General features: G+C 45.7%; 29 protein-coding genes. 16 read left to right on the top strand and 13 right to left on the bottom strand.

Annotated elements, in window-relative coordinates; translation table 11 throughout:
* Nucleotides 1–5: 5 nt before the first annotated feature.
* Entirely contained in the window at nt 6–1,655 is a 1,650-nt protein-coding gene (locus tag R3D00_16525) for a CTP synthase (GenBank protein ID MEZ4774792.1), read from the bottom strand.
* A gap of 153 nt (nt 1,656–1,808) precedes the next feature.
* On the opposite strand from R3D00_16525, the gene R3D00_16520 reads away from it, so the two are divergent.
* Nucleotides 1,809–2,309, top strand: coding sequence for a hypothetical protein (locus R3D00_16520; GenBank protein MEZ4774791.1), 501 nt, complete (start codon nt 1,809–1,811; stop codon nt 2,307–2,309).
* A gap of 48 nt (nt 2,310–2,357) precedes the next feature.
* Here the strand turns inward: R3D00_16520 and R3D00_16515 are convergent, their stop codons facing one another.
* Genes R3D00_16515 through R3D00_16500 form a run of 4 tightly spaced genes read right to left on the bottom strand, consistent with a single transcriptional unit; the run spans nt 2,358 to nt 4,787 of the window.
* A complete protein-coding gene (locus tag R3D00_16515) occupies nt 2,358–2,936 on the bottom strand; it encodes a phosphatase PAP2 family protein (GenBank protein MEZ4774790.1) in 579 nt (192 codons plus the stop codon).
* Nucleotides 2,933–3,661, bottom strand: coding sequence for a phosphatase PAP2 family protein (locus R3D00_16510; GenBank protein ID MEZ4774789.1), 729 nt, complete (start codon nt 3,659–3,661; stop codon nt 2,933–2,935). Before R3D00_16510 ends, R3D00_16515 begins: the two co-directional genes overlap by 4 nt.
* Before the next feature lie 32 nt (nt 3,662–3,693).
* On the bottom strand, nt 3,694–4,212 hold the full coding sequence (locus tag R3D00_16505; GenBank protein MEZ4774788.1) for a hypothetical protein: 519 nt from the start codon (nt 4,210–4,212) through the stop codon (nt 3,694–3,696).
* Nucleotides 4,212–4,787, bottom strand: coding sequence for a hypothetical protein (locus R3D00_16500; protein MEZ4774787.1), 576 nt, complete (start codon nt 4,785–4,787; stop codon nt 4,212–4,214). The genes R3D00_16505 and R3D00_16500 overlap by 1 nt, the downstream gene beginning before the upstream one ends.
* A 133-nt stretch (nt 4,788–4,920) precedes the next feature.
* On the opposite strand from R3D00_16500, the gene R3D00_16495 reads away from it, so the two are divergent.
* Genes R3D00_16495 through R3D00_16465 form a run of 7 tightly spaced genes read left to right on the top strand, consistent with a single transcriptional unit; the run spans nt 4,921 to nt 11,912 of the window.
* On the top strand, nt 4,921–5,511 hold the full coding sequence (locus tag R3D00_16495) for a TetR/AcrR family transcriptional regulator (GenBank protein ID MEZ4774786.1): 591 nt from the start codon (nt 4,921–4,923) through the stop codon (nt 5,509–5,511).
* Nucleotides 5,512–5,527: 16 nt separating this feature from the next.
* Nucleotides 5,528–6,283, top strand: a complete 756-nt coding sequence (locus R3D00_16490; protein ID MEZ4774785.1) for an outer membrane lipoprotein-sorting protein — start codon at nt 5,528–5,530, stop codon at nt 6,281–6,283.
* Between the two features lie 9 nt (nt 6,284–6,292).
* Nucleotides 6,293–7,510, top strand: a complete 1,218-nt coding sequence (locus R3D00_16485; protein ID MEZ4774784.1) for an FtsX-like permease family protein — start codon at nt 6,293–6,295, stop codon at nt 7,508–7,510.
* Nucleotides 7,511–7,524: 14 nt separating this feature from the next.
* Nucleotides 7,525–8,739, top strand: a complete 1,215-nt coding sequence (locus R3D00_16480; protein ID MEZ4774783.1) for an FtsX-like permease family protein — start codon at nt 7,525–7,527, stop codon at nt 8,737–8,739.
* A 19-nt stretch (nt 8,740–8,758) separates the two neighbouring features.
* The gene (locus R3D00_16475) at nt 8,759–10,021 is read left to right on the top strand and encodes an FtsX-like permease family protein (protein MEZ4774782.1); all 1,263 of its coding nucleotides are present in this window, start codon (nt 8,759–8,761) and stop codon (nt 10,019–10,021) included.
* 29 nt (nt 10,022–10,050) lie between these two features.
* Nucleotides 10,051–10,734 (top strand): ABC transporter ATP-binding protein, encoded by a 684-nt coding sequence (locus R3D00_16470; GenBank protein ID MEZ4774781.1) that lies wholly within the window; start codon nt 10,051–10,053, stop codon nt 10,732–10,734.
* A gap of 2 nt (nt 10,735–10,736) precedes the next feature.
* Nucleotides 10,737–11,912 (top strand): hypothetical protein, encoded by a 1,176-nt coding sequence (locus R3D00_16465; GenBank protein MEZ4774780.1) that lies wholly within the window; start codon nt 10,737–10,739, stop codon nt 11,910–11,912.
* A 6-nt stretch (nt 11,913–11,918) separates the two neighbouring features.
* Here the strand turns inward: R3D00_16465 and R3D00_16460 are convergent, their stop codons facing one another.
* A complete protein-coding gene (locus R3D00_16460; GenBank protein MEZ4774779.1) occupies nt 11,919–12,674 on the bottom strand; it encodes an SDR family NAD(P)-dependent oxidoreductase in 756 nt (251 codons plus the stop codon).
* Between the two features lie 258 nt (nt 12,675–12,932).
* On the opposite strand from R3D00_16460, the gene R3D00_16455 reads away from it, so the two are divergent.
* Nucleotides 12,933–13,964, top strand: a complete 1,032-nt coding sequence (locus R3D00_16455; GenBank protein ID MEZ4774778.1) for an alpha/beta fold hydrolase — start codon at nt 12,933–12,935, stop codon at nt 13,962–13,964.
* On the opposite strand, the gene R3D00_16450 is transcribed toward R3D00_16455, so the two are convergent.
* Nucleotides 13,965–14,696, bottom strand: coding sequence for a head GIN domain-containing protein (locus tag R3D00_16450; protein MEZ4774777.1), 732 nt, complete (start codon nt 14,694–14,696; stop codon nt 13,965–13,967).
* 107 nt (nt 14,697–14,803) lie between these two features.
* Here R3D00_16450 and R3D00_16445 point away from each other — a divergent pair, with 107 nt between their 5' ends.
* The 5 genes from R3D00_16445 (at nt 14,804) to R3D00_16425 (ending at nt 18,641) form a co-directional block, all read left to right on the top strand.
* Nucleotides 14,804–15,706: a histone deacetylase gene (locus tag R3D00_16445; GenBank protein ID MEZ4774776.1), complete on the top strand. Its 903-nt coding sequence runs from the start codon at nt 14,804–14,806 to the stop codon at nt 15,704–15,706.
* A 104-nt stretch (nt 15,707–15,810) separates the two neighbouring features.
* Nucleotides 15,811–16,410 (top strand): LemA family protein, encoded by a 600-nt coding sequence (locus tag R3D00_16440; protein MEZ4774775.1) that lies wholly within the window; start codon nt 15,811–15,813, stop codon nt 16,408–16,410.
* Nucleotides 16,410–17,252 carry a TPM domain-containing protein gene (locus R3D00_16435; GenBank protein ID MEZ4774774.1) on the top strand — a complete coding sequence of 281 codons (843 nt, stop codon included), beginning with the start codon at nt 16,410–16,412 and terminating at the stop codon, nt 17,250–17,252. The genes R3D00_16440 and R3D00_16435 overlap by 1 nt, the downstream gene beginning before the upstream one ends.
* Before the next feature lie 82 nt (nt 17,253–17,334).
* Complete coding sequence (locus R3D00_16430) at nt 17,335–18,234, top strand: N-acetylmuramoyl-L-alanine amidase (GenBank protein ID MEZ4774773.1); 900 nt, start codon at nt 17,335–17,337, stop codon at nt 18,232–18,234.
* Nucleotides 18,234–18,641: a gamma-glutamylcyclotransferase family protein gene (locus R3D00_16425; protein ID MEZ4774772.1), complete on the top strand. Its 408-nt coding sequence runs from the start codon at nt 18,234–18,236 to the stop codon at nt 18,639–18,641. The genes R3D00_16430 and R3D00_16425 overlap by 1 nt, the downstream gene beginning before the upstream one ends.
* A 48-nt stretch (nt 18,642–18,689) precedes the next feature.
* Here the strand turns inward: R3D00_16425 and R3D00_16420 are convergent, their stop codons facing one another.
* The 4 genes from R3D00_16420 to R3D00_16405 all read right to left on the bottom strand — a co-directional run bounded on the left by R3D00_16420 (nt 18,690) and on the right by R3D00_16405 (nt 21,919).
* A complete protein-coding gene (locus R3D00_16420; protein ID MEZ4774771.1) occupies nt 18,690–20,111 on the bottom strand; it encodes a Glu/Leu/Phe/Val dehydrogenase in 1,422 nt (473 codons plus the stop codon).
* A gap of 99 nt (nt 20,112–20,210) precedes the next feature.
* Nucleotides 20,211–20,660: a hypothetical protein gene (locus tag R3D00_16415; GenBank protein ID MEZ4774770.1), complete on the bottom strand. Its 450-nt coding sequence runs from the start codon at nt 20,658–20,660 to the stop codon at nt 20,211–20,213.
* Nucleotides 20,661–20,698: 38 nt separating this feature from the next.
* Nucleotides 20,699–21,256, bottom strand: coding sequence for a sigma-70 family RNA polymerase sigma factor (locus R3D00_16410; protein ID MEZ4774769.1), 558 nt, complete (start codon nt 21,254–21,256; stop codon nt 20,699–20,701).
* Between the two features lie 123 nt (nt 21,257–21,379).
* Complete coding sequence (locus R3D00_16405) at nt 21,380–21,919, bottom strand: hypothetical protein (protein MEZ4774768.1); 540 nt, start codon at nt 21,917–21,919, stop codon at nt 21,380–21,382.
* A 98-nt stretch (nt 21,920–22,017) separates the two neighbouring features.
* Here R3D00_16405 and queG point away from each other — a divergent pair, with 98 nt between their 5' ends.
* On the top strand, nt 22,018–22,944 hold the full coding sequence (gene queG / locus R3D00_16400; protein ID MEZ4774767.1) for a tRNA epoxyqueuosine(34) reductase QueG: 927 nt from the start codon (nt 22,018–22,020) through the stop codon (nt 22,942–22,944).
* Nucleotides 22,945–22,961: 17 nt separating this feature from the next.
* Here the strand turns inward: queG and R3D00_16395 are convergent, their stop codons facing one another.
* Complete coding sequence (locus R3D00_16395) at nt 22,962–25,103, bottom strand: HDIG domain-containing protein (GenBank protein MEZ4774766.1); 2,142 nt, start codon at nt 25,101–25,103, stop codon at nt 22,962–22,964.
* Nucleotides 25,104–25,313: 210 nt separating this feature from the next.
* On the opposite strand from R3D00_16395, the gene R3D00_16390 reads away from it, so the two are divergent.
* A complete protein-coding gene (locus R3D00_16390) occupies nt 25,314–26,516 on the top strand; it encodes an acyl-CoA dehydrogenase family protein (protein MEZ4774765.1) in 1,203 nt (400 codons plus the stop codon).
* Nucleotides 26,517–26,520: 4 nt separating this feature from the next.
* Here the strand turns inward: R3D00_16390 and R3D00_16385 are convergent, their stop codons facing one another.
* Entirely contained in the window at nt 26,521–26,940 is a 420-nt protein-coding gene (locus R3D00_16385; protein ID MEZ4774764.1) for a DUF2231 domain-containing protein, read from the bottom strand.
* Between the last annotated feature and the right edge of the window lie 4 nt (nt 26,941–26,944).

Genomic DNA, 26,944 nt, shown 5'->3' with positions numbered 1-26,944 from the left:
TTAATCTACTGTGGTGCTTCCTCCCGAACTTTGACATCCTTCTTTTGTTTGTGAGCATAGGCCGCATTGACGAAAGCCAAAAACAAAGGATGGGGTTTTTCCACTGTATTTTTGTACTCGGGGTGGAATTGTGTTCCCATAAAATAGGGGTGATCCCGCAGTTCTATGATTTCCACGAGTTCTGAATCGGGGTTTACACCGGAAAGCACCATTCCATGCTTTTCGAGCTTTTTTGCAAAATCATTGTTCAGTTCATAGCGATGGCGATGCCTTTCGGAAACACGGGTTTTCTGATACGCTGTATGTGCCAGTGAATTTCTTTTCAGCACACATTCATATGCCCCCAGCCGCATAGTCGCTCCCATTTGTTTGATCTCCTTCTGGTGTTCCATCATATTGATCACCGGATAGGCAGACTGCGCATCAAACTCCGTACTGTTGGCACCCTCAAGTCCCACCACATTGCGGGCAAATTCGATGACCGCTACCTGCATGCCGAGGCAGATACCGAAGAAGGGAATATTTTTCTCACGGGCATACTTCACACTTCTGATTTTACCCTCCAACCCACGTTCTCCAAATCCAGGCGCAACCAGAATTCCATCCAGGCCTTTCAATATCCTGCTTTGATTTTCCTCCGTCACATCCTCTGCGTGTACCCATTCAATTTGTACACTCAATTCATTTTCCGCTCCGGCTATTTTTAGTGCCTCTGCAATGGATAGATAAGAGTCGTGCAGTTCAACATACTTACCGACCAAACCGATTTTTACTTCGTCCAGTGGGTTTTTCAGTTTTGAAACAAAATTTTTCCAGAAAGAAACATCCGGCTCTTCGCGGAAAGAAAGTCCCAGTTTTTTCAATACTACTTCATCAAGGTTTTCTTTTCTCAGCAGAAAAGGCACCTCGTAAATCGTTGAAGCGTTGATATTTTCAATCACAGACTCTTTGGAAACGTTACAAAATCTCGCCACTTTTTCCCTTACATCATCCGGGATTTTCACTTCCGTACGACACACCAGAATATCAGGCTGAACGCCGGACTGGAGCAGACTTTTTACAGAGTGCTGGGTAGGCTTGGTTTTAAGTTCGCCCACAGCCTGAAGGTAAGGCACGAGGGTTAGATGAATAACCAGGCAATGTTCCGGGCCATATTCATAGCGAAACTGGCGCAAAGCCTCGATATAAGGAAGCGATTCGATGTCGCCTACGGTTCCCCCGATTTCTGTGAGAATAATATCAAACTTCTGGTTTTCATTCAGCAGTTGAAACCGGCGTTTGATTTCGTCTGTAATATGGGGAATTACCTGTACGGTTTTTCCGCCATATTCGCCCATACGCTCTCTTTTGATCACCGTCTCGTAAATACGACCTGTAGTGACATTGTTGGCCTGAGAAGTAGGTACGTTGAGAAATCGCTCGTAATGGCCCAGGTCAAGATCTGTTTCGGCCCCATCATCTGTCACATAACACTCTCCATGCTCATAGGGATTGAGGGTACCCGGATCAATATTAATATACGGGTCAAACTTTTGGATAATGGTGCTGTAGCCACGGAGTTGAAGCAGTTTGGCCAGCGAAGCGGCGAGAATTCCTTTTCCCAAAGAAGAGGTTACACCGCCAGTCACAAAGATGTATTTCGTTATATCAGCCATGTTTTGTCAGAAGGTTTCGCAAAGCTATATCGCAATATTCAGAAACGAAAATTTGTTTGTAATAATCAGGAGAAAATCCAACAGAAAAATTATTCATTCTTCTGCATATTTGTATTCACAAGCTGCACAACCCGCAATTTATTTATTAACACCATGAGGGCGATTATTATTGGAATAATTTCTACCATTCTCCCTTCTGTATTTGCCCAAAATGCTATGTTTATCCCTTTCGGCCAGTCCGTTGAACAGGTAAGCGAATACCTGTACTCAAGAGATTACGCGCAAAAAGTTGACAAAACCCTCAACACAGAATGGGTAAACAGTGTCTCTTCCTCACAATCTGTCGTGTACTATTTTGACGATGATGTCCTCTATTCGATTGAGGACACCCGGTTTTACAAAGATCGTAAAGAAGCAGAGCGAATCGTAAAAACCTGCCTGGACTTCATGACTATGGAAAAAAACAGGGTCAGGGTGCTCGATTCAGAAAATGGAATCAATCATTATGCCGTCGTGACAGAGGATCGGCTGGTCGAATTGATTGTAGAAAACGGAAAGAAAAATGAAGGGGCAAATCTCCGGCTTAAATCTACAAGCCGGTTATATGGTCCGAGAATGAAAACCGAAGACGTGGTAATGAAAGTCGTGCAGTAAGAAAAATTTTAGCTTTCCGGTTAACAGCAGTTAGTTGCTGAAGTCCCGTCATCCTTTGGTTGGCGGGAATTTTTTTTGTATCCGGTGGTAAAAAAATACGGCAAGCAATCCGGCAAATACGCCGATCGCCGCGCCCGCAAGCACATCTCCGGGATAATGTACCCCCAGATAAATACGACTATAACTGGTCAGAATGGCTACACTGAAAGCAACGATCGTAAACGGTTTTCGCTGAAACAAACTGCTCAAAAACACAGCCATCGCAAAAAAATTAGCTGCATGAGAAGAGGCAAAACCATAGATCCCGCCACATTCTCCATAAACGGTATGGACAACAAACGCCAGTCCCGATTCCGGCCTGCAGGGACGGTACCGCTCTACCAGCGGTTTGAGTAAGCCGGAGGCGGTCTGGTCGCTCAATGTGATCATCAATAGCCAGCAACCCGCTACCAACAGCGCGCCTTTCCATCCCTCCTTACGGAAAAACCACCCCAATATGAGTACATACACCGGAACCCACACCCAGCGGGTGCTCACCAGATACATCACCGGATCCAGCCAGGCTGCATGCCAGCTATTCAGCAGTTGAAAGGCAGCTATATCCCACTGTTCCAACACTCCAATCATAGATAATTCTGGGTAACAATTACATACAAATCAATCAACAACAATAGACCACCGGTCATTGCCCAAAATAAAGCAACCCGGGATCCCCGCAATTTTATTCCATCCTCACGCCCTGTATATCGGGTTACCAATTGTAAAATTCCTATACTGATCACTATACCCAACAGGCTGCCGACGAGAATATCTCCCGGAAAATGAACGCCAATATAAACGCGAGAATAACATGCTACGATAGAGATCAACGCCAGCCATACTCCACTTAGGGGCGATTTTTCTCCCAACCTGATACTGATGAAGAAAAAAACAGCCGCAGCAACAGCACTATGCCCGGAAGGGAATGATTGATTTTTTTCAGCGGCAAGTGAAATAAAATGTATGTCGGCAAGCTTGAATACACGGGCCGGACGATACCAGTCTTCGAAGAATATCATTTTCCCTGCTCCAATGGCTATGGCAATCGCAATCATACTTAAGACCAGGGCCATCAGCACTTCCGGACGGGTTTTTCTTCCAAAAATCAAAAATATACTCCCCACAAACATCCCATGTCCCAGATGAGTCAGATGGGGCATAATACGATCCAATAGAAGACTATGCCATTGATTGACCAAAAGAAAACTTCCATTATAACCCAAAATTCCAACCAGCAATCCACATGCTACCCAAAATACCAGGTAGGTAAACAAATAATATTTTGCCGGACGAATACTTGCAAATAGATCCATAAATGAAGATCGGTGCCTGCCAAATATAGAGATTAAAAATCAGAATCATCAAACCACGAGTAGGCTTGCCAGGCTTCTCCGGGATTGGCCCTCCGTAGTTTCAGCTTGGCACGGCCTGTACCTGAATAGACAATTTCCTCCGTTTCTTCTATCGAAAGGTTAAAGTTTCTGACTACCAGCGCTTCTGTATCGGTGGTATCGAGCTGGGTATAATAATTCCAATCCAGATTTATTTGCAATACACTCTGAAACAGATTATAAGATGTAATCAGTTCCGTCGCCCGGTCCCAGGAAATATCCTGTCCCAAATCGGGATCATAATAGGAGAAGGTAAAATCACGGGAAAAAAGCCTGCCGTACAAAGTCGTATCGCGAAGTTCGTATCCATTTTTGAACAGGCGAAAAAAACCGTCGATATTCGTAGGATCACCCAGAATATTGATGTCGGCCAGTCCTTCGGGGTTATAGGCCGGTGCAAACGGATTACAACTTAGGGACGCGCAAACAATTGTCGCAGACAATGTCAGTAGTAGCGGGTAGGTTTTTATCATTACTGGATATAGGTTAGCTTCAACTGACTCCAACTGGAATCCCGGTAAATTTCAATATCTGTCCAACGGTGGATTTCCCATTCGTTGAAATCATTTATTTTGATCACCAGTTGGATCTGCCCTTTCAACAAGCGCGTCAGGCTGGTGTCTGAATGATTGATATGCAGGGTATAGTCACCTACATATTTTAAAGAATCAGCGGTCACATCCTGTAAATCGGTCTGGGTCAGATTGAGCGAATTTCCGGATGGCGCTGAAAGATCTGCTACAAAATTGTCGAAATACGTCTGCTCATCCTGGATTGACCAACCCTTCCAAATGCTTTCATTGTCGTTGAGCAATGAGGCAGAAGGGATAAACTGAAGAGAATCTGCATTAAAACACCGAAGGTAATTTTGAGTATTCCGCTGACTGATCGCAGTTTTAAGGTTGGAAAGCAAAATCAGGTAGTCTGTCGGACTCACCCAATCCGAAGCAGTGCTGGAAGGAGGTTCGACAGGGCGAATGGAAAAACAAGCCATCCATCCGGCAATCACAAAAAAAACAACCATTACCCGCAAAAACCGATTCTTCATATTCAGGGGCTTAACAGCGACCAACCATTAAATTTACCGCCCTTCTCCCCCATCTTCAAAAATTTTTCAAAAAAAAGCCAACGCGACAAAATATATTTCGTAATATTGACCGACCGGTCATTCAAAAACTTATATGAGTCCAAAAACAAAAAAACAATTAGAGGAAATACGCGGACAGAGTCGTGAAAAGATTCTGAACGCTGCACTGGAATTATTTGCAGAACAGGGCTACCACAACACATCGATTAACCAGATCCGGATAAAAGCAGAGGTTTCCAAAGGGTTGATTTACAATTATTTTGAATCTAAAGAACAATTGCTCAATGACCTGGTTATGGAGTCGATGGCTGAAGGTGATGTTTATATGAATGAAATGATGCAGTTGGCAACGGCACAGGAAAAAATAAGATATATCATAGACCTCAGCTTTGAATTTATTGTGAAACGGGCAGATTATTCACGGCTGCTGACTTCCCTTGCCCTGCAGATCGAGCATTTCCCTGATTTTCCCGGTTTAAAACAAATCATCATCGGAAAATATACCGGCCTGATGCCAATACTTGAATCACTTTTTGTGGAGATAGGCATCCCAAATCCTAAAGAGGAAGCATTATTGTTTGCCGCAATGATTGATGGTGTTGGGATTGAATATTGTGTATTAAAAGATGCCCTTCCTGCCGATACAATTAAAAAATATTTAATAGAAAAATATACTAACCGTTAATCTTAATCACTTCAAAATGAAACGAATACATATCCTTACGCTTGGATTGATGCTGATTATGTCTTTATCTGCTTTTGCACAGGTGGATGTAAAAGATATTATCCGAAAAACTGAAGAAAAACGCCGGGGCATTGAGAGTTCCCAGGCGGAAATCACCATGACGATTATTCGTCCCGAATGGACACGCTCTATGTCGCTCAAAAGCTGGAGCAAAGGCGATGACTATGCCATGATGCTCGTAACTGCTCCTGCCCGCGACAAAGGTACGGCCACCCTGAAGCGCGATAAAGAAGTCTGGAACTGGATGCCAACTATTGAGCGAACCATCAAACTCCCGCCTTCTATGATGTCCCAGTCCTGGATGGGCTCTGACTTTACCAATAATGACCTGGTGCAGGAAGTGTCCATCATCGACGATTACGACCACAAAATTTTGAAAGACTCTACCATCCAGGGCCGCGCCTGCTGGAAAATCCAGTCAATACCCCACGAAGGCGTAGCCGTTGTCTGGGGGAAAATTCACGCTTTCGTCGATAAGACTGACTACCTTATGATGCGTTCTGAATATTTTGATGAAGACGGATACCTCGTAAATATCCTTCAGGCTTCTGGTATTAAAAATTTTGGCGGACGCACCTTTGCTTCCAAACTGGAAATGATCCCGGTAGAGGAAAAAGGTAACAAGACCGTACTTGAATACCAGAATATCGTTTTCGACCAAAACATACCGGAAACATTCTTCTCTGTGCAAAATATGAAGCGGCTAAAATAAATTATCCTCATGATCCTATTCAAACTTGCCTGGAGAAATCTCTGGCGAAACAAGCGAAGAACACTGATCACTGCTGCCTCTGTATTTTTTGCCGTAATGCTGGCCATCCTTATGCGATCACTGCAGGAAGGCTCTTACGAAAAAATGATTGAGAATGTCGTGAGTTTTTATACCGGTTATGCGCAGGTTCATAAGGATGGATACTGGGACGACCAGTCGCTGGACAACAGCTTTGAAATCACTCCGGAACTCGAAAAAGTTATGGATAACCAGCCGCTGATCGCTCATTCTGTAGCCAGACTGGAGTCTTTTGCCCTGGCTTCCTCCGGCGAAATCTCAGAAGGATGCCTGGTGGTCGGTACAGACCCTGCTGCCGAAGACCAACTCACACACTTATCTGGAATGATCAAAAAAGGAAAGTTTTTCGACATCCAAAGTCAGGGGGCAATTATTTCCACCGGACTCGCCGACAAACTGGGCATTTCTGTCAACGACACGCTGATTTTGATCAGCCAGGGATATCAGGGGGTAACTGCAGCAGGAAAATATCCTGTGGTGGGATTGGTGCGATTTGGCAGCCCGGAACTCAACAACCGCCTCGTATATCTTCCCCTGCCGCTGGCACAGCAATTTTATGGCGCACAAAACCGGCTTACTTCTTATGCAGTATCACTGGAAGATCCGCACAAAGTACCGGCTATGCTCAAAAGCCTGAAAACCAGCCTTGACGAAGGATATGAAGTTTTAGGCTGGAAAGAATTAATGCCGGAACTGGTCCAACTGATTGAAGCCGACCGGGCTGGAGGAATTCTGACCATGGGCGTATTGTACACCATCATTGGTTTTGGCATGTTTGGTACGGTATTAATGATGGTAGCGGAAAGACAACACGAAATGGGCGTTTTGACTGCGATCGGCATGAAGAAATCCAGGCTTGCAGCCATTATTACCATAGAAACCATTTTCATTTCCATGATCGGCGTAATCGCCGGGGCTTTGGCCAGCCTGCCGCTGGTAATCTATTTTCACTTTAACCCGATCTACCTGGGCGACCAGATCGCAGAAGCTTCCGCAGAATTTGGCATTGAGGCCTTTTTCCCCACGGCCATTGATCCCGGAATTTTCCTCACGCAGGCACTCGTTGTCTTTTTCTTTGCATGGATTGTGTCCATTTATCCTGCCTGGAAAATCATGAAACTGAATCCCATAACAGCTATGCATACCTAACTAATTTTACTCCTATGTTATTCAAACTTGCCTGGCGAAATATGTGGCGCAATAAACGCCGTACGATGATCACCCTGGCATCAGTGTTTTTCGCCGTACTTCTTTCAACAACGATGCGTTCTCTTCAAAGGGGTGTCACTGTCAAAATGATTGAGAATGTAGTCAGTTTTTATACGGGCTATGTGCAAATTCATAAAAACGGTTACTGGGATGAACCCAATCTGGACAATACTTTTGAGCAGACTTCCGCTATCACAAAAGTTGCCAATGATGATCCCCGGATCGCAAAAGTTGCCCCAAGATTGGAATCTTTTGCCTTGGCTTCGTCGGGAGATATTTCTGAAGGTTGTCTGATTCTGGGTATCGATCCGGAGAATGAAAATTCTCTCACCGGTCTCGGTTCCAAATTGTCTGAAGGAAAATATCTGAAAAAAGGAGATCAGGGCGTAATGGTTACCTCCGGCCTCGCCGAAAAACTTAAAATCGGAATCGGAGATACGCTCATCCTCATCGGCCAGGGATATCAGGGCATCAGTGCTGCCGGTATATTTCCCGTTACCGGCATAATCGGCTTTGGCAACCCCGAACTCAACCAGCGACTTGCCTACCTCTCTCTCGATGCCGCCCGGAGGTTGTATGGCGCAGAAAACCGGCTGACCGCTTTTGCCATTAACCTCAAAAAACCCGCTTTTGCCGCCGCAGTTGCAAAGGATATCCGGGGCGAACTGGACAACCAGTACGAAGTCATGGACTGGGCAGAAATGATGCCCGAGATAGCACAGCTACTCGAAATTGACAAGACCAAAGGGCGGATAGTCATGGGGATTTTGTACATGATTATCGGCTTTGGCATGTTTGGCACTGTGCTGATGATGACTTCGGAGCGAAGGCATGAATTTGGCGTCCTGATGGCCATCGGCATGAAAAAAAGAATCATGGCCGGAATGGTGATTGTCGAATCCATTCTCATCTCCATGGCAGGAGTGGCCGCAGGCTTTATGGCCAGTATCCCATTGATCTTTTATTTCTACTTCAATCCGATCCGGATGGGAGGTAAAATGGCCGAAGCTTATGCAGAATTCGGTCTGGATCCTATTATGCCTATGTCCATCGAACCGCAAATTTTCTATTCGCAGGTATTCACCGTTCTGGCTTTTGCTATTCTTGTCTCAATTTATCCGGCGTGGAGCATTATCAGAACCGACCCTGTAACCGCAATGAAATCTTAAGAACACTAACATTATTACCATGATTTTTCAAGTAGCCTGGAGGAATGTCTGGCGAAACAAGGTCCGAAGCCTGGTCGTAATATCGGCCGTCGCGCTGGGATTGATCGCCGGTGTGTTTATGATGTCTTTTTCATGGGGAATGAACATCGAACGTTCCCGCGAAATCATCGAAACCCGCACCTCCCATATACAGATTCACGAGAATCACTATAAAGATGACCGGAAAATGAGTTTGTTTATCCCCGAAGGGATGAATTTACTCAACCAGACCAGTGCCCGTCCTGAAGTAAAAGCAGCCACAGGCAGAATCCTCTCCAATGGCATGTTGTCCACCACAAAAGGGGGATTTGGAGTGCAGATCAGTGGCGTCATTCCTGAACGGGAATCCGTTGTAACCCTCCTCGACCAGCGACTGGTCGCAGGTGAATACTTCAACGAGTCAGGAAACAATCCCATACTTATCGGTGACAAACTGGCCGAAAAACTCGGATGGAAATCGGAATCAGACTCTGCGGGCGCAACTGCTGCTGCTTACCGTCTGAGAAAGAAAATTGTCCTTGCTTTCCAGGGGCCCGACGGAGAAACCAAATACGGAAGTTTTAAGGTGTCAGGTGTCTATAAAACGATCAACTCCAAATTTGACGAAACCAACGTATTTGTACGATTTGATGACCTCAACCGCCTCTCCGGCACAGAAGGCCAATTGCACGAAATTGCCATTATCCTCAATGATCAGGCACTGGCAGAGGATTCTGTTTTCCTGGCATCGATCCCCGAAGGACGCACCGATCTGTTGGTAGAAAACTGGAAAGACATCGCACCGGATCTCCGGCTGCTGGATGAGACCTTTGCTACCACACTGTATATTTTCATCGGTATTATTCTGCTTGCCCTGCTTTTTGGTATCATCAATACCATGTTGATGGCGGTGATGGAAAGAACCCGCGAACTGGGAATGCTGATGGCCATTGGGATGAACAAACCCAAAATTTTCTTTATGATCATGCTGGAAACCTTGTTTCTCTCTTTTGTTGGCGGGCCTGTCGGACTATTATCCGGATTTGGACTGGTAAAACTATTTGGGAAAATAGGCATAGACTTGTCCAGCATGGCAGACAGTGCTTCGCAATTGGGAATAAGCAGCATTGTTTATACAGATCTTGAATCCCAATACTATTTCCAGATTGCGATCATGGTGGTGGTTACAGCAATTATTGCTGCGGTTTATCCCGCATACAAAGCCTTAAAACTCAAACCCGTAGAAGCCATTCGCGCATTATAATATATACTCATCTCTTATTTATCAGCAAAATGAAAGTCATAGAAACCATCCATATCGATAAAATCTACGAAGGCGTTGTTCCTGTACATGCGGTGGACAATGTAAGCATCGCCATTGAAGAAGGCGAATTTACTGCCATCGTAGGCCCTTCCGGCTCAGGAAAAACCACCCTTCTCAATATCATTGGCGGCCTGGACAGACCCTCATCGGGCCAGATCATTGTCAATGGAACAGACATTTCCCAACTCAGCAATAACGAACTGATCGACTTCAGACTCAAGAATATTGGCTTTGTATTTCAGTCATATAACCTGATTCCGGTACTTACCGCCAAAGAAAATGTAGAATTTGTGATGCTACTCCAAAACCGCTCAAAAGAAGAGCGCGATGCACGGGTAACCGAGCTGCTAGAAGCTGTAGGCCTTGGAGACAGGACCAACAACCGCCCCAACCAAATGTCGGGAGGGCAACAGCAGCGCGTAGCGGTCGCCAGAGCACTCGCTTCCAAACCCGGATTTATTCTTGCCGACGAACCCACTGCGAACCTCGATTCTGCCTCCACCTCCAACCTGCTTGACATCATGGCGGACCTCAACAAAAAGGAAAATATCACTTTTGTATTTTCTACCCATGACCAGCGGGTGATCGACAGAGCCCGAAGGGTAATTACCCTGGAAGATGGAAAAATTGTCAGCGATATAACCAAGTCCTGATTATGAAACGTTACTATCTGTTCGTTCTGGGTATTTTTCTGGCTATTTTTAATGCCAGTGCCCAGAACGACTCCACCGAAAAAATTACCCTTAGCGGCTATATAAAATTTCTCCAAACGGTCTCTTTTTCCGGTTTGGATACATTTGCTGATCCCCTGACCAATAACCTGATTCACAACCGGCTCAACTTCAGGTATTTCCCCAATGACCACTGGACCGTCGCTGTAGAAGCGCGAAACCGTATTTTTTACGGTGAGCAAGTGCGTTTCACCCCCAACTATGGAGACCTCATCGACCAGTACAACGGACTTGTTGATCTTTCGGTCCGGTGGCATGAAGGCGATGCCATACTCGTTCATTCGATCATTGACCGGGCGTATGTCGATTATTCTTCCGGAAAATGGGAGGCGCGGGTCGGTCGTCAGCGGATCAACTGGGGGGTAAACCTCGTCTGGAATCCCAACGACCTGTTTAATGCCTTCAACTTTCTCGATTTTGACTATGAAGAAAGGCCGGGAAGTGATGCCGTCAGAGTTACCTATTACCCCGGAGTACTTTCTTCGGCTGAAGTGGCCTTTGCCCCCGCCAAAAACATTGAAGAATCGGTAGGCGCCGCCATGTATAAATTTAATGCACGGGGTTACGACGTACAGGTTTTGGGAGGTTATTACAAAGGAGATCTAGCACTGGGTACAGGTTGGGCGGGCAATCTTGGACAAATCGGGTTTAAAGGAGAAGCCACCTGGTTTGTGCCGATGGCGCCTTCTCCCGATTCGGTTCAGTCGCTGGGGGTTTCGGCAACTGCCGACTATCTTTTTGGTAACGGCATTTATCTCAGCGGCGCATTTTTGTACAATTCGGCAGGAAAAGCGGGTGGACTTGGCGGAAGCGGCGGATTATTCAACTCAAACCTTACCGTTTCAGCTAAAAACCTTTTTCCGGTAGAATGGGCATTTGTGGCACAGGGCTCGGGAAGTATCACCCCGCTTTTTTCTGCCAGCGGCGTAGTGATTTATTCGCCCCAGAACAACCTTGTAGCCGGGATTCCCACCCTCACCTACTCTATCAAAGAAAACTGGGATATCGACCTGGTGGGGCAATTGTTTTTTATGGAAGTACAAAACGACTTCCGGAGCCTGGCTGCTTCCCTGTTTTTCAGGATAAAGCTCAGCTTTTAGCCGGTTTCAGTACGTCGCCCGCCCACCGGAAAGGTCAAATACAAATCCGGTGTTGAAACTCGCTTCCGGAGATACGATCCATGCGGCCAGAGAGGCCACTTCCTCTACGGTTCCCAGTCTTTTCATCGGTATTTTATCCACCATATACTGCAACATCTGCGGATCGGTATCGAGGTTCATGGGGGTAGAAATCACTGCCGGGGCAATACCATTTACGGTTATTCCCGTTCCGGCATATTCTTTCCCAATTCCCTTTACCAGCCCTATTACGCCTGATTTACTGGCAGCATAGCCAGCCATTCCGGGGTTTCCCTCCTTTCCACCAATGGAGGCTATCAATAAAATCCGACCATAATTTCGCGGCTTCATATAGGGAATAGCATACTTGGTAATCAGAAAAGAGGCATTCAGGTTCACATCCACCACATTGCGGAAATCGGCATAGCTGTACTCTGTAATTTTTGTCGAGGAGGGGCCGATAATACCTGCACTGTTGACCACAATATCCAGCCGGCCCCAGGTATCAAATATAGTAGCGAAAGCTGATTTCACCTGTTCCTCATCTGTTATGTCGATGGCCATTCCAGATACAGACAGGCCTCTTTGGCTCATTTCTGCACAGGCTTCATTTAGAATATCGGGCAAAATATCCCATAAAATCACACGGGCGCCTTCGGCGGCCAGTCGCTCTCCGATACCCGCACCGATACCCCTGGCACCGCCGGTTACCAGTGCCACCTGATTTTCAAAACGTTTTGTCATTTGATCTGTTTTCGGGAAAGATAATAAGAACGTAGAAATAAAGTAAATGGGCGGAGGCATTTCGAGCATTGTCTATAACCATTTGCACAAACTGACCCTTGTAATCTTTGAACAGAGTCGGGATTGAACCACGTAGGATCATGATTACCTTATGGCTACGTGCCAGGTGGGTATATTCTGGTTAATCACTATCAATTGATGCTTCTCCACCCTGGGGATTGTTGGGTCTTTTTCATGTGCAGGGGCATCTTTGGTTTTATGGGCTACTTTTCTATTCCGGATAAGAATATTCTCTTAATTTTGATTCCGGAAAGACAACTGAACTGCTATTTTCTCATGCCGCTGATTTCAACCTCCTCGTACCGCTCTCCCTGGTGGCTGTCCAACCCCCATGCGCAAACCATCTTCCCCAACCTCGTGCGCCCTATGGCAGATGTAAGCTATGTGCGGGAAGTACTCCCTACTCCTGATGGCGACTTCCTCGACCTCGACTGGGTAAGGCAGGGCGCTCCCCGACTGCTGATTGCCCTCCACGGACTCGAAGGCAGCAGCCAGTCCAAATACATTCCGGGCATAATCCATACCTTCCGCCAATACGGCTGGGATGGCCTTGCCCTGAATTTTCGGGGCTGCGGGGGAACGCCCAACCTTCTTACCCGCGCCTATCACAGCGGAGAAACCGGCGATCTCGATTTTGTGATCAGGCATGCCGTTTTCATGGGGTACAAAAGAATTGTCATCGCCGGATTCAGCCTGGGAGGAAATGTGCTGCTGAAATATCTGGGGGAAAAGGGCGCATCTATTCCTGCGGAAATCACACATGCTGTCGCTTTTTCCGTTCCCTGCGACCTTGCTTCCAGTTCGGCCAAACTGGACCGCCGGGAAAACTATATCTACCGGCAGCGGTTTATGATCAGACTGAGAAAAAAAGTCAGGCAAAAACCCTCCATGATGAAACTGGCAGGCGACCCGGAAAAACTCAAAAACTTCCGGATGTTTGACAATGCCATTACTGCACCGATTCACGGTTTTGCTGATGCAGATGACTATTATACCCAATCCTCCTGCAAACAGTTTATCCCCGGAATCAGGATACCCACACTCCTCGTCAATGCGCAGAATGACCCGTTTCTTACCCCCGCCTGTTTTCCGGAAGAAGAAGCCCGAAACAGCAGGTATTTTTATATGGAAACCCCACACGACGGGGGTCATGTGGGGTTTTATACGCCGGGAAAGGCAAATATCTATTGGTCAGAACAGCGCGCAATTGACTTTGCAGAAGGTAGTTGATCAGCCTTCAGCCTCTACCACACCTGCACCGGAAATATTTTCTTTTACTTCTGCAGGATTACCTTTGTAGCGCACTTTACCTGCACCGGATACGTTGACATCCAGTTTCTGGTCAGTATTTACCTCTGCATAACCTGCACCACTGATTGAGATACTCATTTCATGTGTCTTAAGTTCGAATGCCTTCAGCTTACCGGCACCCGAAATATCTACCGTCGTTACCCCCGCCTCACCCGAGAGGGTAACATCGCCGGCACCTGAAAAATCAGTGTGGATAGATTCCATCATTACGTTGAGATTGACTTTCGACGCACCGGAAGCTTTGATCTCGAGTGATTCGCCATTCAACTGGGTACCAGAACTAAGCGATACCCCACCAGAAGTATGAACCTTATTGTATGCGGCTGAGGTAACCACAACTTTCATTCTGGAAAAATTTCCAATATTCCCGGTTGTTTGAATTTCCAGAACTTCATCGTGCACTTCCGCAACAATATTTTCCTGAAGATTCCCATCAGTTTCAACTTCAACAGAATAGGTATCTCCCTGATTCAGCACCACTTCAAAAGCTCCGCTGACCCGAATCGCATTAAAAGGTAACACATCTCGTTGCTCAATGGATACAGTTCCATTTCCTTTTACTTCGTCTTTCTTATTTTTTTTGGCAAAATAAACGCCGATGCCGATCAGGATCAGTGTTCCGTAGAATAGCATTCGCAGAAATCGTCGCATAATATTTTTTTTAAACGAATTATAATTAAATGACTTGGCAAAACACTACAGGTTGGAAACAAACTAATAATTTTCAAGTTTTACCTGAAAAATCTTCACAACGCTGTATGCTGAAAATTGCCTGGTCAGACCTCTATCGTCATCCGCTTCCCGAGGGGCATCGATTCCCTATGGAAAAATACAACCTCATTCCGGAGCAGCTACTATATGAAGGGACGATCACAGAAGAAAACCTGTACAACCCGGGCTTTGCCGAGAGAGAAGATATTTTGCTCACACATGCAGAAGATTATCTGAATAAACTTCAAAATCAGCTACTTACCCCCAAAGAGATCAGAAGAACCGGCTTCCCCCTTTCTCCCCAACTGATCCGCAGAAGTTTTTCCATTACCAATGGTACCATTCAAAACACATTGTTTGCAATGAAGTATGGGGTTGCTATCAACGGTGCGGGGGGCACACATCATGCGTTTGCAGACAGAGGAGAAGGATTCTGCCTGCTCAACGATATCGCCATCGCAGCAAACTGGCTGCTTGCCAATAATCATATTCAACGGGCACTCATCGTCGACCTGGATGTTCATCAGGGAAATGGCACTGCTGCAATATTTCAGCATGAACCACGGGTTTTCACTTTCAGCATGCACTGTGAAGCCAATTACCCTTTGCAAAAAGAAAAGTCAGATCTCGATATCGGTCTGAACCCTTTCACCAGAGACGAAGAGTATCTTCAAACCCTCAAAAACACGCTTCCCCGGCTGCTACAGGAAACCGAACCCGATATGGTCTTTTACCTCTCCGGGGTGGACATATTGAGCACAGACAGACTTGGGAAACTTTCCTGTACCCGGGAAGGTTGCAAACAAAGAGATGCCTACGTATTAAAACTTTGTCACGAAAATGAGCTTCCCGTTGTCATATCTCTGGGCGGCGGTTATTCGTACCATATAAGAGATATTGTGGAAGCACACTGTAATACTTTTCGCCTGGCGCAGGAGATTTGGTTTTAGTTGAAATGAATTCCAACTTTGGGCACTGAGACTGAATCCTTATTATAAATCAGTTCGTATTGATTCAATACTAATTTTAACAAAAAAAATCAACAACAAGACATATGCAAAGGATAGGAATTATTTTTTTGGTACTGGTTTTATTTTTGGGTGGATGTGGTTATTTCACCGGCAAAAGCAATTACAACCGGATGGTAGAACTTCAGGAAGAAGTTGACGCCCAATGGGGGCAGGTGCAAAACGTATATCAGCGTCGGGCCGACCTTATTCCAAATATCGTTGAAACCGCCAAAGGATACGCAAACTTTGAACAATCCACATTGAATGGCGTCGCAGAAGCGCGGGCCAAAGTAGGCCAGATTACCGTAACCAAAGAAGTGCTGGAAGACCCCAAAATGATGGAACGTTTTTCTGAAGCACAAAACCAACTGGGGCAGACCCTTTCAAGGCTGATGTCTGTCGCTGAAAGTTACCCCGAACTCAAGGCAAATGAGAACTTCAAAGCGCTGATTGTAGAGCTGGAAGGCAGCGAAAACCGAATTTCCGTTGAACGGAAAAAGTTTAACGATGTCGCCCGCGAATACAATACCTATATCAAGAAGTTTCCTTCTAATATTTTTGCCAACTTCTTCAACTTTGATGATGTAGCCTATTTCGAAGCGCAAGCGGGTACCGAGGCTGCACCGAAAGTAAGTTTTGAGTAATGAAAAATTGTAGCGATGATTCGGGGGAAAGCACAAAAAGGCACAATCTGGTTTTAACCCCTTTCTCCCGAATCCTATTCTCCCTGCTTTTCCTGGTACCGGTGTTTTCTTCCGGGCTGTTTGCACAGACGTTTCCGGAACCGCTTGGGTTTGTCAATGATTTTGAAGACATACTTACCCATGATCAGGAACAGCAGTTGAATGCCTATCTTACGGAGTTTGCACAAACCACTTCCAACGAAATATCTGTTGCTACGCTTCGACTTCCGGAAGATGAAACCATCGAAACCTATACGGTTGCGCTGGCCCAGCATTGGGGCGTAGGAGGTGCAGAGCAAAACAACGGGGTACTCGTTGCGATTTACCCCGGCATTCGAAAAATCAGGATAGAAGTTGGTTATGGGCTGGAGGGGGCGATACCGGATATTCTTGCGACCAGCATCATCTCTGAGGTCATGCAACCGGCTTTTCGTCAGAATGATTTTTACGGCGGTATTTATAAAGCTGTTGACATATTGGCCAAAACGGCCAGGGGCGAATACGATACCGGCCCATTACTTCGCAACTATTACAACAAGCCGACTTCCCGTGATACAGTAGATGCTTCGAGGCTGGTTGTGCTGATTATCATCATCGTTTTATTTGTCATCCTCAGCAGAGGTGGCGGTAACGGAGGCGGCGGCAGAGGTCGCAGAGGCGGCAGCGGTATTATATTCTGGGGCGGTGGATTTGGTGGCGGAGGCGGAGGATTCGGCGGTGGTGGAGGATTTGGCGGCGGCGGCGATTTTGGTGGATTTGGTGGTGGTAGTTTCGGCGGCGGCGGCGGCTCTGGTGGTTGGTAAATCCGAAAGGATTTATTGGCTAAATATTTCCAACTATTGCAATTTTGGCTATATTTGGACTTACGCCGCAATTTGATCATCTATGCTGGAAGCTATTCGCCGATTTTTTGCCGGATTATTTGGACTGGAATCATCTGTCAGAAATACAGAAGATCTGTATGATGGCCCTGAAGATGCCTCTGACATTCAGGATGAACATATCATATTTATTGAGGAAAATCCTGAGGCTTCTCAAAGAAGCAGAGGCTTTGGCCTTGAAATTTCGGAGGTAATAGAAACCGATGGTGACGGGGCAAATAGTGATTCACCTGTTTTTGAAATCACGCACCCCCGTTTCCTTTGGTGCCTTGACAACGGACATGGCAGACTCCAGGAAGGCAAAAGATCTCCTTTCTTTGAAGATGGAACCAGATTCGAAGAGTGGGAATTTAACCGGGATATCGTACGCCGAATCATGGAACAACTGGATGCCTGTGGGGTCCAATATTTTAATGTCGTGCCTGAAGTGGATATTGATGCCTTTACAACAGGCAGATCCGTACGCGCCAATGAAAAGGTTTCCCCTATGGGATTGCCAAAAATATTCCTCTCTGTTCACTCCAATGCATTTGGCATGAGTGCGTGGGCTGATGGATTTACGGGCATTGAGTCCTGGTATTATCCGGGAAGCAGCTCGGGCATTCGCCTGGCTTCAGCTTTCCAAAGAGAACTTATGAAAAAACTGCCCAACTGGTCTGACAGAGGGATAAAAAGTCACCAACCAAACAGCCGGAAAATTTTCACGGTACTCCGGGTTCCGCAAATGCCTGCTGTGTTGACCGAGAATGGTTTTTATACAGACCGCACGCAGGCTCGCGCACTTATGACGGATGAAGTTCGCCAAAAAATTGCCGATGCACATATAGCAGCAATTTTACAGATAGAAAGAGATGGGTATGATAATATTCCTGTTTACCGGCCCAATATGATTGTAGGAGACTAATGACAGAATTGCTTAAAAAGTCTGACAAACTTTTTGTCTATGGTACCTTGCTCCGCGATACTGAAAATCCCATGTCTGCTTATCTTAAGTCAAAAAGTACTTTTGTAGGTGAAGGTTCTATGCGCGGAAAACTCTTTAAAGTTGATTTTTACCCGGGTGCAGTCTTTTTACCGGAAATCAATCAGCAGGTTTTTGGGGAAATCTATTCCATTCTTCATCCTGAAGAGGTTTTTGAAGTGTTGGACACGTATGAAGGCTACGTCCCCCAGGCACCAGAGCAAAGTCTTTTTACCCGCAAAGTGATTCCAGTCAAGACAGCGGGCGAAACGCTTTATTGTTGGGCTTACCTTTATAACCATCCTACAGTTGGATTAAAACAACTGGATTCCGGTTATTTTTTGGAATAAAAAAAAGGCGGTCGTACCAATACGACCGCCTTTTTTGATACTGTTCTTTTATGGGAAAATTCCCAGATCCATGTAACTGCGTGCGATTTTATCAATGGCGTTGATAAATGCAGCTTTACGAAGAGTCGAAACCCCTTTTTCCAATTTCTTCTCACGGGTTTCGTGGAATGCTCTGATCATGGTATCCTCCAGCCCGGACTGAACCAGGTCGCGTTCATCGGCACCCCTGATAATATTTTTGCGCATTACATCGGAAAGGGAACCACCGGTTGCTGCTTCAATAGCCTCCACCAGTCGCTGATTGTTGAGTGCATCATACCGTTTTTCAATTTTTCCAAAAGAAACACGGGAAAGGTTTTTCAGCCATTCAAAATAGGAGACCGTAACACCACCGGCATTCAAAAACAAATCGGGAATAACTTCAACACCCATATCTGCAAGCATAGCAGCGGCAGAAGATGTAACGGGTCCATTGGCAGCTTCTCCGATAATTTTTGCTTTTATCCGGGGTGCATTTTCTTCAGTAATCTGATTTTCCAGGGCTGCAGGAACCAGAATATCACATTCATATTCGAGCAACTCAATGGAATGATCAAGCGTCACCGCGCCGGGGAAATTGCGGATGGAGCCGGTTTCTTTTCTATGGGCATCAACGGCCATTACATCCAGCCCGTTGGCGTTGTAAATCCCCCCGTCGTACTCTGCAATACCAATAATGGTAGCACCAGCTTCCTGCAGGTATTTAGCAGAATAAAAACCTACATTTCCCAATCCCTGGACAATCACAGTTTTATCCGAAAGGCCTGTTTTCATCCCAAGTTTTTTCATGTCTTCAGGTACATCTACGGCCTCCCGAATACCAAAATAAACACCTTGGCCGGTAGCCTCGGTTCTACCCCGAATCCCGGATTGGGAAAGTGGCTTTCCGGTAACACAGGCCCCGGCATTAACAGATTCCGGGTGAAAGGCAGAATACGTATCCATAATCCAGGCCATCTCCCGCGAGCCGGTTCCATAGTCTGGTGCAGGCACATCCAATGCCGGACCGATACTGTTTTTCTTGATCAGTTCGTAAGCATACCGTCGGGTAATGCGCTCCAGCTCAGAGGTTTTATACTTTCTCGCATCAATGCGGATTCCCCCTTTTGCACCGCCAAAAGGAACGTTTACCAGGGCACATTTGAACGTCATCAGGGCAGCAAGGCCGGTAACCTCTGACTCGTTGACATCAGGTGCATAGCGAATACCGCCTTTAGTGGGCGTTTTATGATGCGAATGCTGAACCCGATAGGCCCTGATCACTTCATAGACGCCCTTCTTTCGACGGATAGGGAAATTAAACTTGTAGATCGCGTTGGGTTGTTTGATCTGCTCAATCAGACCCGGATGATACTCCGTATAGCGTGCAGCCTCATCTATAAAGTTGCACACCTCTGCAAAAAGGTCAAAATTATGCTTGTTACTACTCATGGGGTGAGGTTAAAAAATAAATCGTGCGCCCCTGCAATAAATTTTACAGAAACGCACGTTTGAATATAGGGATTAACCGATTCAGAACAAACTCAGTTTTTATTCCGGATCATTTTTTTCATCACCTTCTTTTCCCGGGCCGTTCTGGTCAGTTTCTTCAGCCGTCTCGTCCACCTCAAATATATTCACATCCCACTTTCCACCCATAAATCCCTCTTTGAATTTTTTCTTCTCCTCGGGCGACATCCCTTCCATTTTCTCTTTCATTTTTTCCCGCCAGTAGGCTCTCCGCTTCTCCCAGTGCCCCCCGCCACAGCTCCCGTGGTGGCATCCATGCCGGAATACTCCACCACTAAGAAATTTGCCCAAAATTACCAGCCCAATTGCCTGAAGAAACCCGATGATCGGCCCCCCAAACAATGAAGGAATCAGGATATTCCACAATAGTTTTACGACAAATCCTGAAATCAACAACCCAACGATTCCTCCACCCCAATGGCCTCTGTGTTTATAGTGCCCTTCAAATTTTCTTTTCCCGTGCTTATGCATGACTTTTATATTTTTTGTTAAACATAATCTGCGGTTTGTCATAATTCTTCATACAAACTCCGCAGCCTTTCTCTCAGGTACAATACAGCATATCTTTTTCGTGAGAGCGCCGTGTTCACCGTTACGCCGGTTGATTCTGCAATTTCCTTGAAGCTTTTGTCTTCAAACTCATGCATCACAAAAACTTCCCGCTGCAATTCTGGCAGTTCTTCCAACGCTTCTTCAAGGGCGTCAAGAATTACTCCCCGATCGTACATCGCATCAGGTTGGCGTGAAAGGTCTTTCAGAATCCCCGCCAAAGACAGGTCTTCCTCATACTCCTCCCCTTCTCTGCTTTGCATTTTACGGCTGAAGTTTTCGGGCTTCTTTTTCCGGTAACTGTCTGTGATCCGGTTTCGCGCCACAGTAAACAGCCAGGAAGTCACCTTATCTACGGATTCAATCGCATCAAAGCTATTGACAAACTGGAAGAACACATCCTGCAGGATATCTTCTGCATCTTCCAGGTCAGGTACCCGTTTGCGAATAAAATCCAACAGACGGCTTCTTTCCTTCTTTACGGTCTCTTTAATAATCTGCTCACCCTGGGCGGTCATGACATTCTCCTCAAAAGATTATGCTTGTTTTCCCGATAGACGGACAAGCCAGCGGGATATTTTAAGAAAATGATTTTTTTATCATTCCTCTTGCAAAATACGGGAGAACCTGCAAATGGTTAGCTAGTACTGCCCTACCAGAACGGTCCAGGGCCTGTGAATAATTCGCCAGTGATCATTGACATAGATGAGCATATCGTAAGCACTACCCAGATATCTGCCGGGTTGAATAAACTTGAAACGATAAAAGGTAAAACCAGGGTTCATAAAATGAGCCAGCTCTTTATATCCGCCAGGAAAATACTGGGCATCACCCGAATATTCAAGCAATTCACTGGTAGTCGCATGCCAAAGGAGAATGTCCGTTTGTGATTTTAGCAATGGCTGGATCACGATGCCCGCCTGGCGGTCCAGTTTACGCTGATAGCGATATACTTTTTTACCTAAATCCCCTTCAAATATCGTCTCACAATCCAATAAGGTGGGTTTCATCTCACGGGTGATATCACGTCTTTCAGAAAAAGATTTTGACAGGATATAATCCAGCAATTGTTTGGCTCCCTGAGGCGTACCCGGAAATTGGTCTGTAATCGTCGATTGACCGATGGTGCAGGTAAATGAAAAAATGAGCAGGACGGCGAAAAATGAACGAAGCAAAAACATAACGCACATATCAAAATCAAGTACTTAGTCTAAAGTAAATAATACTTACTTAGTAAAAAAGCTATTTGTCCATCCAAACTATCACGTACATTTATTCTATGAATACTGAAACACTCACGCATTTGATCAAAAAAGAGGGCTACAGGCTGGGGTTTGATATGATAGGTATTTCTCAGGCTGAGTTTCTCGAGAAGGAAGCACGAGATCTGGAAAAATGGCTGAATATGCAACAGCATGGGACTATGACCTGGATGGAAAACTATTTTGACAAACGGGTAGATCCCCGTCTGCTCGTCCCCGGAGCAAAGTCTGTGATCAGTGTCATTCACAATTATTTCCCCCAGCCAGACTCCTGCCAACCAAAGGATGCGCCCAAAGTTTCTACTTATGCCTGGGGCGAAGACTATCATAAAGTACTCAAAAAGAAACTGTATGAATTATTTCTTTTTATTGAAGAAACAACCGGAACAGAAATACCGGGAAGAGTATTTGTGGACTCAGCACCCGTCATGGACAAAGCATGGGCCAGGCGAAGTGGATTAGGTTGGATCGGTAAAAACACCAATCTTATCACGCCCCACAAGGGTTCATGGTTTTTTATCGGGGAAATTATCCTTGATCTGGAGTTAGTAGCAGACGGTCCGGTCAAGGACTATTGCGGCACTTGCACACGTTGTATCGATGCATGCCCTACCGAGGCACTGGAGCCTTATAAAATCGATGCCTCCCGATGCATTTCTTACCTGACGATAGAATTGAAGGAAAATATCAGCGCTTCATTTGAAGACAAACTGGAAGGCTGGGCATATGGCTGCGATATTTGCCAGGAAGTCTGTCCATGGAACCGTTTCTCGACACCTCATCCAGGGGGAGAATTTAAGCCCTTGCACCATATCACCCAATTTGATCGCGCAGACTGGGAGGAGTTGGATGAAAAAGCATTCAAAAAACTCACACGCTACTCTGCCATGAGCCGTATTAAATGGGGGAAAATGCAGGACAATCTAAAAAAAAACCGAAAATAGAGACCGGTCTCGATATTTTACACACTCCTTTCAGCACCTACCGGATTGCCCGGATATTGAATCCTCGAATGATAAATACTCAGCAACTGTTTGTGAATGACTTTGCGAATGACTGCGATATCGTTGAAGGTGAGGTTGGAGTTTTCGAGTTGATTATCCTTGATTTTGTAATCAATAACATTATCAACCAGTTCCTTTAACTTTTCCGGAGTGGGGTTTTTCATCGCACGGGAAGCTGCTTCTATAGAATCAGAAATCATCAAAACAGCCGTTTCCTTCGAAAAGGGCTTGGGCCCGGAATACCGAAATCTGTCCTCAAATTCGGGCGCATCGCAGCTGTTTTCCCGTAGATAAATCCGGTAAAAATACTCCACACGTGTGGTTCCATGATGCGTTTCAATAAACTCAATGATTTCCCTTGGAAGCGAATATTTATGCGCCAGCTCAATCCCCCTTTTTACATGCCCAATGATGATCGCAGTACTTTCTTCGCAGCTCAACTGATCATGAGGATTTTGGCCTTCAGACATATTTTCGATAAAAAATCTGTGGTTTACCATTTTCCCCACATCATGGTACAAGGCACCCACATGGGTAAGGAGGGCATTTCCGCCTATTTCATTTATCGTTGCCTCGGCAATATTGGCAACCTGAAGACTATGGTGAAAGGTGCCCGGCGCTTTCCTCGCCAATTCTTTTAATAGTGGGTGATTGGTATCCAGCAGTTCCAGGTACGTGAGGTCAGAAGTCAGACCAAAAATCTGTTCAAACAGGAAGATCAGATTATAAGCGATAATCGTAATCGCTACATTGATGACAAACAGCAGAATTGTCCGGTAGTTGATGTCCGCAAAATCGCCTTTCGAATAGATATTAAAAAGGATATAAGACAAAGTATATGCGAGGAAAATATAGGCCAGTGTATAAAAGAAAATTTCCCGCTTCCTCAGTTTGCGCAGACTGTAAACAGCCACTGTACCGGCAATCATCTGAACAAATACAAATTCCAGCCCTTGCTGGATCAGTACGCCCCCATAAAGCGCCACCAGAATATTACAGAGGAAACCCGTGCGAAGACCAAAAAAGTTGGTGATAAAAATGGGCACAATACACGCAGGGGCAATATAGATATAGGAAAGATTCAGATTGGGGCCGATAATATCAGAAAGCCTTTCTGCCAGATCATTGAGTTTGGTAGAAACAACCATTGCGGCCACCGCCAACAAGAGCGTAAACAATATCAGCCCCAGCTTAGCATTGTTGAAATAAATCCTCGGCCGGTTGACACTCAGATAGGAAAGCAAAATGACAGTAATCACCAGGATAATCAGGAATTGACTGACGATGATACTCATTGCATTTTCACCCCCCATGTGCAGGCTTTGTTCATGGATCAGCGATCGGAGTTTTGCATCCACCTGCTTATCCACGATTTCATCTTTTGAAATAATCCTTTCCCCCTCCTGAATGCTTCCATAGACAGGAGACACCAGTGCCATCTGCGCATCGCGCACCTGTTGTGTCAATTTATCATCATATCTCAGATCAGGCTGAATATGCATCAGCACCACTCTTTTTATTAGTTCCTGCTCCGCATTATTGCCGGAGGGGGTAATGCGGTTCATAAAATCATTAAGCGGATCCACTCCCAGCAGCATGCGGCTCAGGGGTCTGTATTCTTCATATGCAGGTGCCAGACGAAGAGAAACCAGATCACCGATAGAATCAGGCAATACTGAGTTTATATAACCTTTTTCCAGAATTTCCCGGGCGAGATTGACACTGGCCGTAGCCATACGCTCCTGCCAGTCTTTGGTGTAATTGTCATTCAGCTTTTCAGGGGCAACTTTATATTGCCGGCTAAAAGCAGCCAAAAGAGCGGGAATTTCACTTTCTGCGCTCCCATCAGCCTGACGAATTTTTTCCAACTGAGCGACGATATTTTCCCATTCTTTCCTGATATTTCGGGAAACCTCCGGAAAAACTGCAGAATCTTTTACAAAAATAGGCAGCACCTCCTGTCGTACCCGCATTTTTTCGGCCTGTACGCTATCAGGAGATTTGTAAATCGAAAAGGGAAATGGCGCAACAAGGTCTGCCCCCTGCCAGGCTTTTCCCACTTCATACTGGAACTTCAACCGGAAGGATCTAGGCATCATCAGGGTCATTAAAACAAGGTATAACCCCACAAAAGCCATTCTAACCAAATATCGGCTATCGCGAAGCCGCCGGTATCTGAAAATATTTCGCCTGCTGTTCACCATAATTATCCACAGCACCCAAACTCATATCACTGTTTTTAGTTGGGTTTGTAAGTCAAATGTACTTATTTTGAAGGTTTTCATTGATATAAAAATTCATTTTCAATCATGATAAAGGAAAATCATAAAGGGCAGGCCGTCAGAAACTTTGAAGCACCCGATTATTATATGATGGATGATCTGCTTACCGATGAGCAAAAGCTGATCCGCGCATCCGTCAGAGACTGGATGAATCAACACATTATTCCCCATATCAATGAATGGGCACAGAATAATGAATGTCCGAAACACCTGGTAAAAGAAATGGGCGCCCTGGGCCTTTTTGGGCCTTCTTTGCCCGAAAAATATGGGTGTCCCGGACTCGATGAAATTTCTTATGGCCTGATCATGCAGGAAATAGAAAGAGCAGATTCGGGCATTCGGTCAATGTGTTCTGTACAGGGTTCATTGGTCATGTACCCGATTTATAAGTATGGTTCAGAAGAACAGCGCATGAAGTATCTTCCACTGCTTGCTTCAGGAGAACTTATGGGATGTTTTGGTCTTACGGAACCAGACTTTGGCTCAAACCCTGGCGGAATGGCTTCCTCCTTCACCGATGAAGGCGACCATTATCTGCTGAACGGATCAAAAACCTGGATATCCAATGCACCATTTGCAGACATTGCAGTCATATGGGCAAAAAATGAAGCGGGAAAAATCCATGGGATGATTCTGGAAAGAGGCATGGAAGGATTTACTACTCCCAAAATTGAAAACAAATGGTCGCTTCGCGCTTCAGATACCGGCGAGCTTGTGTTTGACAATGTAAAAGTACCCAAAGAAAATCTATTGCCCAATGTCAGCGGTTTACGCGGCCCGCTGGGTTGTCTCGATAAGGCGCGATATGGTATTTCATGGGGGGTCATTGGCGCCGCTATGGATTGTTACCATACTGCGCTTACCTATTCGAAAGAGCGTATTCAGTTTGAAAAGCCGATCGGCAGCTTCCAGCTTACCCAGAAAAAGCTGGCTGAAATGTTGACAGAAATCACCAAGATGCAACTACTTGCACTCAGACTGGGACAACTGATGAATGAAGGCAAAGCCTCTACACAACAGATTTCTATGGCAAAACGCAATAATGTCGAAAACGCCTTAAAAATTGCCCGGGAAGCCCGGCAAATTCTCGGTGGCATGGGTATTACCGGAGACTATCCCATCATGCGGCATATGATGAATCTCGAATCAGTGGTTACCTATGAAGGGACACACGACATTCACCTGCTCATTACAGGCATGGATATTACGGGACTAAATGCTTTCCGGTAAGCGATTACTTGCTTACCCCTATCCCCCACTGGTACACCATCACCCCGCCTTCATGGGCGCCATAACTCATGGCGCCCAAAGAAGCGGCAAATAAGGCAAGAAACACCCATTTGCCGACGCTCCCCATCTTTCCATGGCGGATAAACTGCCACACCCACAACCCCGTGAATAGCCAGATGGAAAGATAGCCGAGCAGTTCATGGCGTTGGAGGATATCTGCGGTTTCAGCAGAAACCTCCACCATACTTTCGGCTTGTCTTCCCGAAAAAATCGAGAGAATCATCGCAACCAGCCCCAAAACATGAAGCAGATTGGCAGACCGGGTAACCCAATCCTGCGGTCGTACTGCATGCCAGACAAAGAGGCCAAAAGCAGTATATAGCAAGGCGATCGGGAAATGAACGGTTTGCGGATGAAAAGGCATAATA

The sequence above is a fragment of the Bacteroidia bacterium genome (assembly GCA_041391665.1).
In the GTDB taxonomy this organism is placed as follows: Bacteria; Bacteroidota; Bacteroidia; order J057; family J057; genus JAGQVA01.
Note: the sequence above shows the minus strand (reverse complement) of the source record. Positions and strands in the feature narration are given on the sequence as shown.

What these genes read in the sequence shown, in the direction of transcription:
- R3D00_16385 (MEZ4774764.1), bottom strand. Translation starts at nt 26,940, where the DNA reads ATGCCTTTTCATCCGCAAACCGTTCATTTCCCGATCGCCTTGCTATAT.
- queG (MEZ4774767.1), top strand. Translation starts at nt 22,018, where the DNA reads ATGAATACTGAAACACTCACGCATTTGATCAAAAAAGAGGGCTACAGG.
- R3D00_16425 (MEZ4774772.1), top strand. Translation starts at nt 18,234, where the DNA reads ATGACAGAATTGCTTAAAAAGTCTGACAAACTTTTTGTCTATGGTACC.
- R3D00_16395 (MEZ4774766.1), bottom strand. Translation starts at nt 25,103, where the DNA reads ATGATGCCTAGATCCTTCCGGTTGAAGTTCCAGTATGAAGTGGGAAAA.
- R3D00_16455 (MEZ4774778.1), top strand. Translation starts at nt 12,933, where the DNA reads ATGGGCTACTTTTCTATTCCGGATAAGAATATTCTCTTAATTTTGATT.
- R3D00_16475 (MEZ4774782.1), top strand. Translation starts at nt 8,759, where the DNA reads ATGATTTTTCAAGTAGCCTGGAGGAATGTCTGGCGAAACAAGGTCCGA.
- R3D00_16410 (MEZ4774769.1), bottom strand. Translation starts at nt 21,256, where the DNA reads ATGACCGCCCAGGGTGAGCAGATTATTAAAGAGACCGTAAAGAAGGAA.
- R3D00_16470 (MEZ4774781.1), top strand. Translation starts at nt 10,051, where the DNA reads ATGAAAGTCATAGAAACCATCCATATCGATAAAATCTACGAAGGCGTT.
- R3D00_16430 (MEZ4774773.1), top strand. Translation starts at nt 17,335, where the DNA reads ATGCTGGAAGCTATTCGCCGATTTTTTGCCGGATTATTTGGACTGGAA.
- R3D00_16525 (MEZ4774792.1), bottom strand. Translation starts at nt 1,655, where the DNA reads ATGGCTGATATAACGAAATACATCTTTGTGACTGGCGGTGTAACCTCT.
- R3D00_16465 (MEZ4774780.1), top strand. Translation starts at nt 10,737, where the DNA reads ATGAAACGTTACTATCTGTTCGTTCTGGGTATTTTTCTGGCTATTTTT.
- R3D00_16495 (MEZ4774786.1), top strand. Translation starts at nt 4,921, where the DNA reads ATGAGTCCAAAAACAAAAAAACAATTAGAGGAAATACGCGGACAGAGT.
- R3D00_16500 (MEZ4774787.1), bottom strand. Translation starts at nt 4,787, where the DNA reads ATGAAGAATCGGTTTTTGCGGGTAATGGTTGTTTTTTTTGTGATTGCC.
- R3D00_16440 (MEZ4774775.1), top strand. Translation starts at nt 15,811, where the DNA reads ATGCAAAGGATAGGAATTATTTTTTTGGTACTGGTTTTATTTTTGGGT.
- R3D00_16480 (MEZ4774783.1), top strand. Translation starts at nt 7,525, where the DNA reads ATGTTATTCAAACTTGCCTGGCGAAATATGTGGCGCAATAAACGCCGT.
- R3D00_16485 (MEZ4774784.1), top strand. Translation starts at nt 6,293, where the DNA reads ATGATCCTATTCAAACTTGCCTGGAGAAATCTCTGGCGAAACAAGCGA.
- R3D00_16520 (MEZ4774791.1), top strand. Translation starts at nt 1,809, where the DNA reads ATGAGGGCGATTATTATTGGAATAATTTCTACCATTCTCCCTTCTGTA.
- R3D00_16435 (MEZ4774774.1), top strand. Translation starts at nt 16,410, where the DNA reads ATGAAAAATTGTAGCGATGATTCGGGGGAAAGCACAAAAAGGCACAAT.
- R3D00_16405 (MEZ4774768.1), bottom strand. Translation starts at nt 21,919, where the DNA reads ATGTTTTTGCTTCGTTCATTTTTCGCCGTCCTGCTCATTTTTTCATTT.
- R3D00_16505 (MEZ4774788.1), bottom strand. Translation starts at nt 4,212, where the DNA reads ATGATAAAAACCTACCCGCTACTACTGACATTGTCTGCGACAATTGTT.
- R3D00_16420 (MEZ4774771.1), bottom strand. Translation starts at nt 20,111, where the DNA reads ATGAGTAGTAACAAGCATAATTTTGACCTTTTTGCAGAGGTGTGCAAC.
- R3D00_16415 (MEZ4774770.1), bottom strand. Translation starts at nt 20,660, where the DNA reads ATGCATAAGCACGGGAAAAGAAAATTTGAAGGGCACTATAAACACAGA.
- R3D00_16445 (MEZ4774776.1), top strand. Translation starts at nt 14,804, where the DNA reads ATGCTGAAAATTGCCTGGTCAGACCTCTATCGTCATCCGCTTCCCGAG.
- R3D00_16510 (MEZ4774789.1), bottom strand. Translation starts at nt 3,661, where the DNA reads ATGGATCTATTTGCAAGTATTCGTCCGGCAAAATATTATTTGTTTACC.
- R3D00_16515 (MEZ4774790.1), bottom strand. Translation starts at nt 2,936, where the DNA reads ATGATTGGAGTGTTGGAACAGTGGGATATAGCTGCCTTTCAACTGCTG.
- R3D00_16450 (MEZ4774777.1), bottom strand. Translation starts at nt 14,696, where the DNA reads ATGCGACGATTTCTGCGAATGCTATTCTACGGAACACTGATCCTGATC.
- R3D00_16460 (MEZ4774779.1), bottom strand. Translation starts at nt 12,674, where the DNA reads ATGACAAAACGTTTTGAAAATCAGGTGGCACTGGTAACCGGCGGTGCC.
- R3D00_16490 (MEZ4774785.1), top strand. Translation starts at nt 5,528, where the DNA reads ATGAAACGAATACATATCCTTACGCTTGGATTGATGCTGATTATGTCT.
- R3D00_16390 (MEZ4774765.1), top strand. Translation starts at nt 25,314, where the DNA reads ATGATAAAGGAAAATCATAAAGGGCAGGCCGTCAGAAACTTTGAAGCA.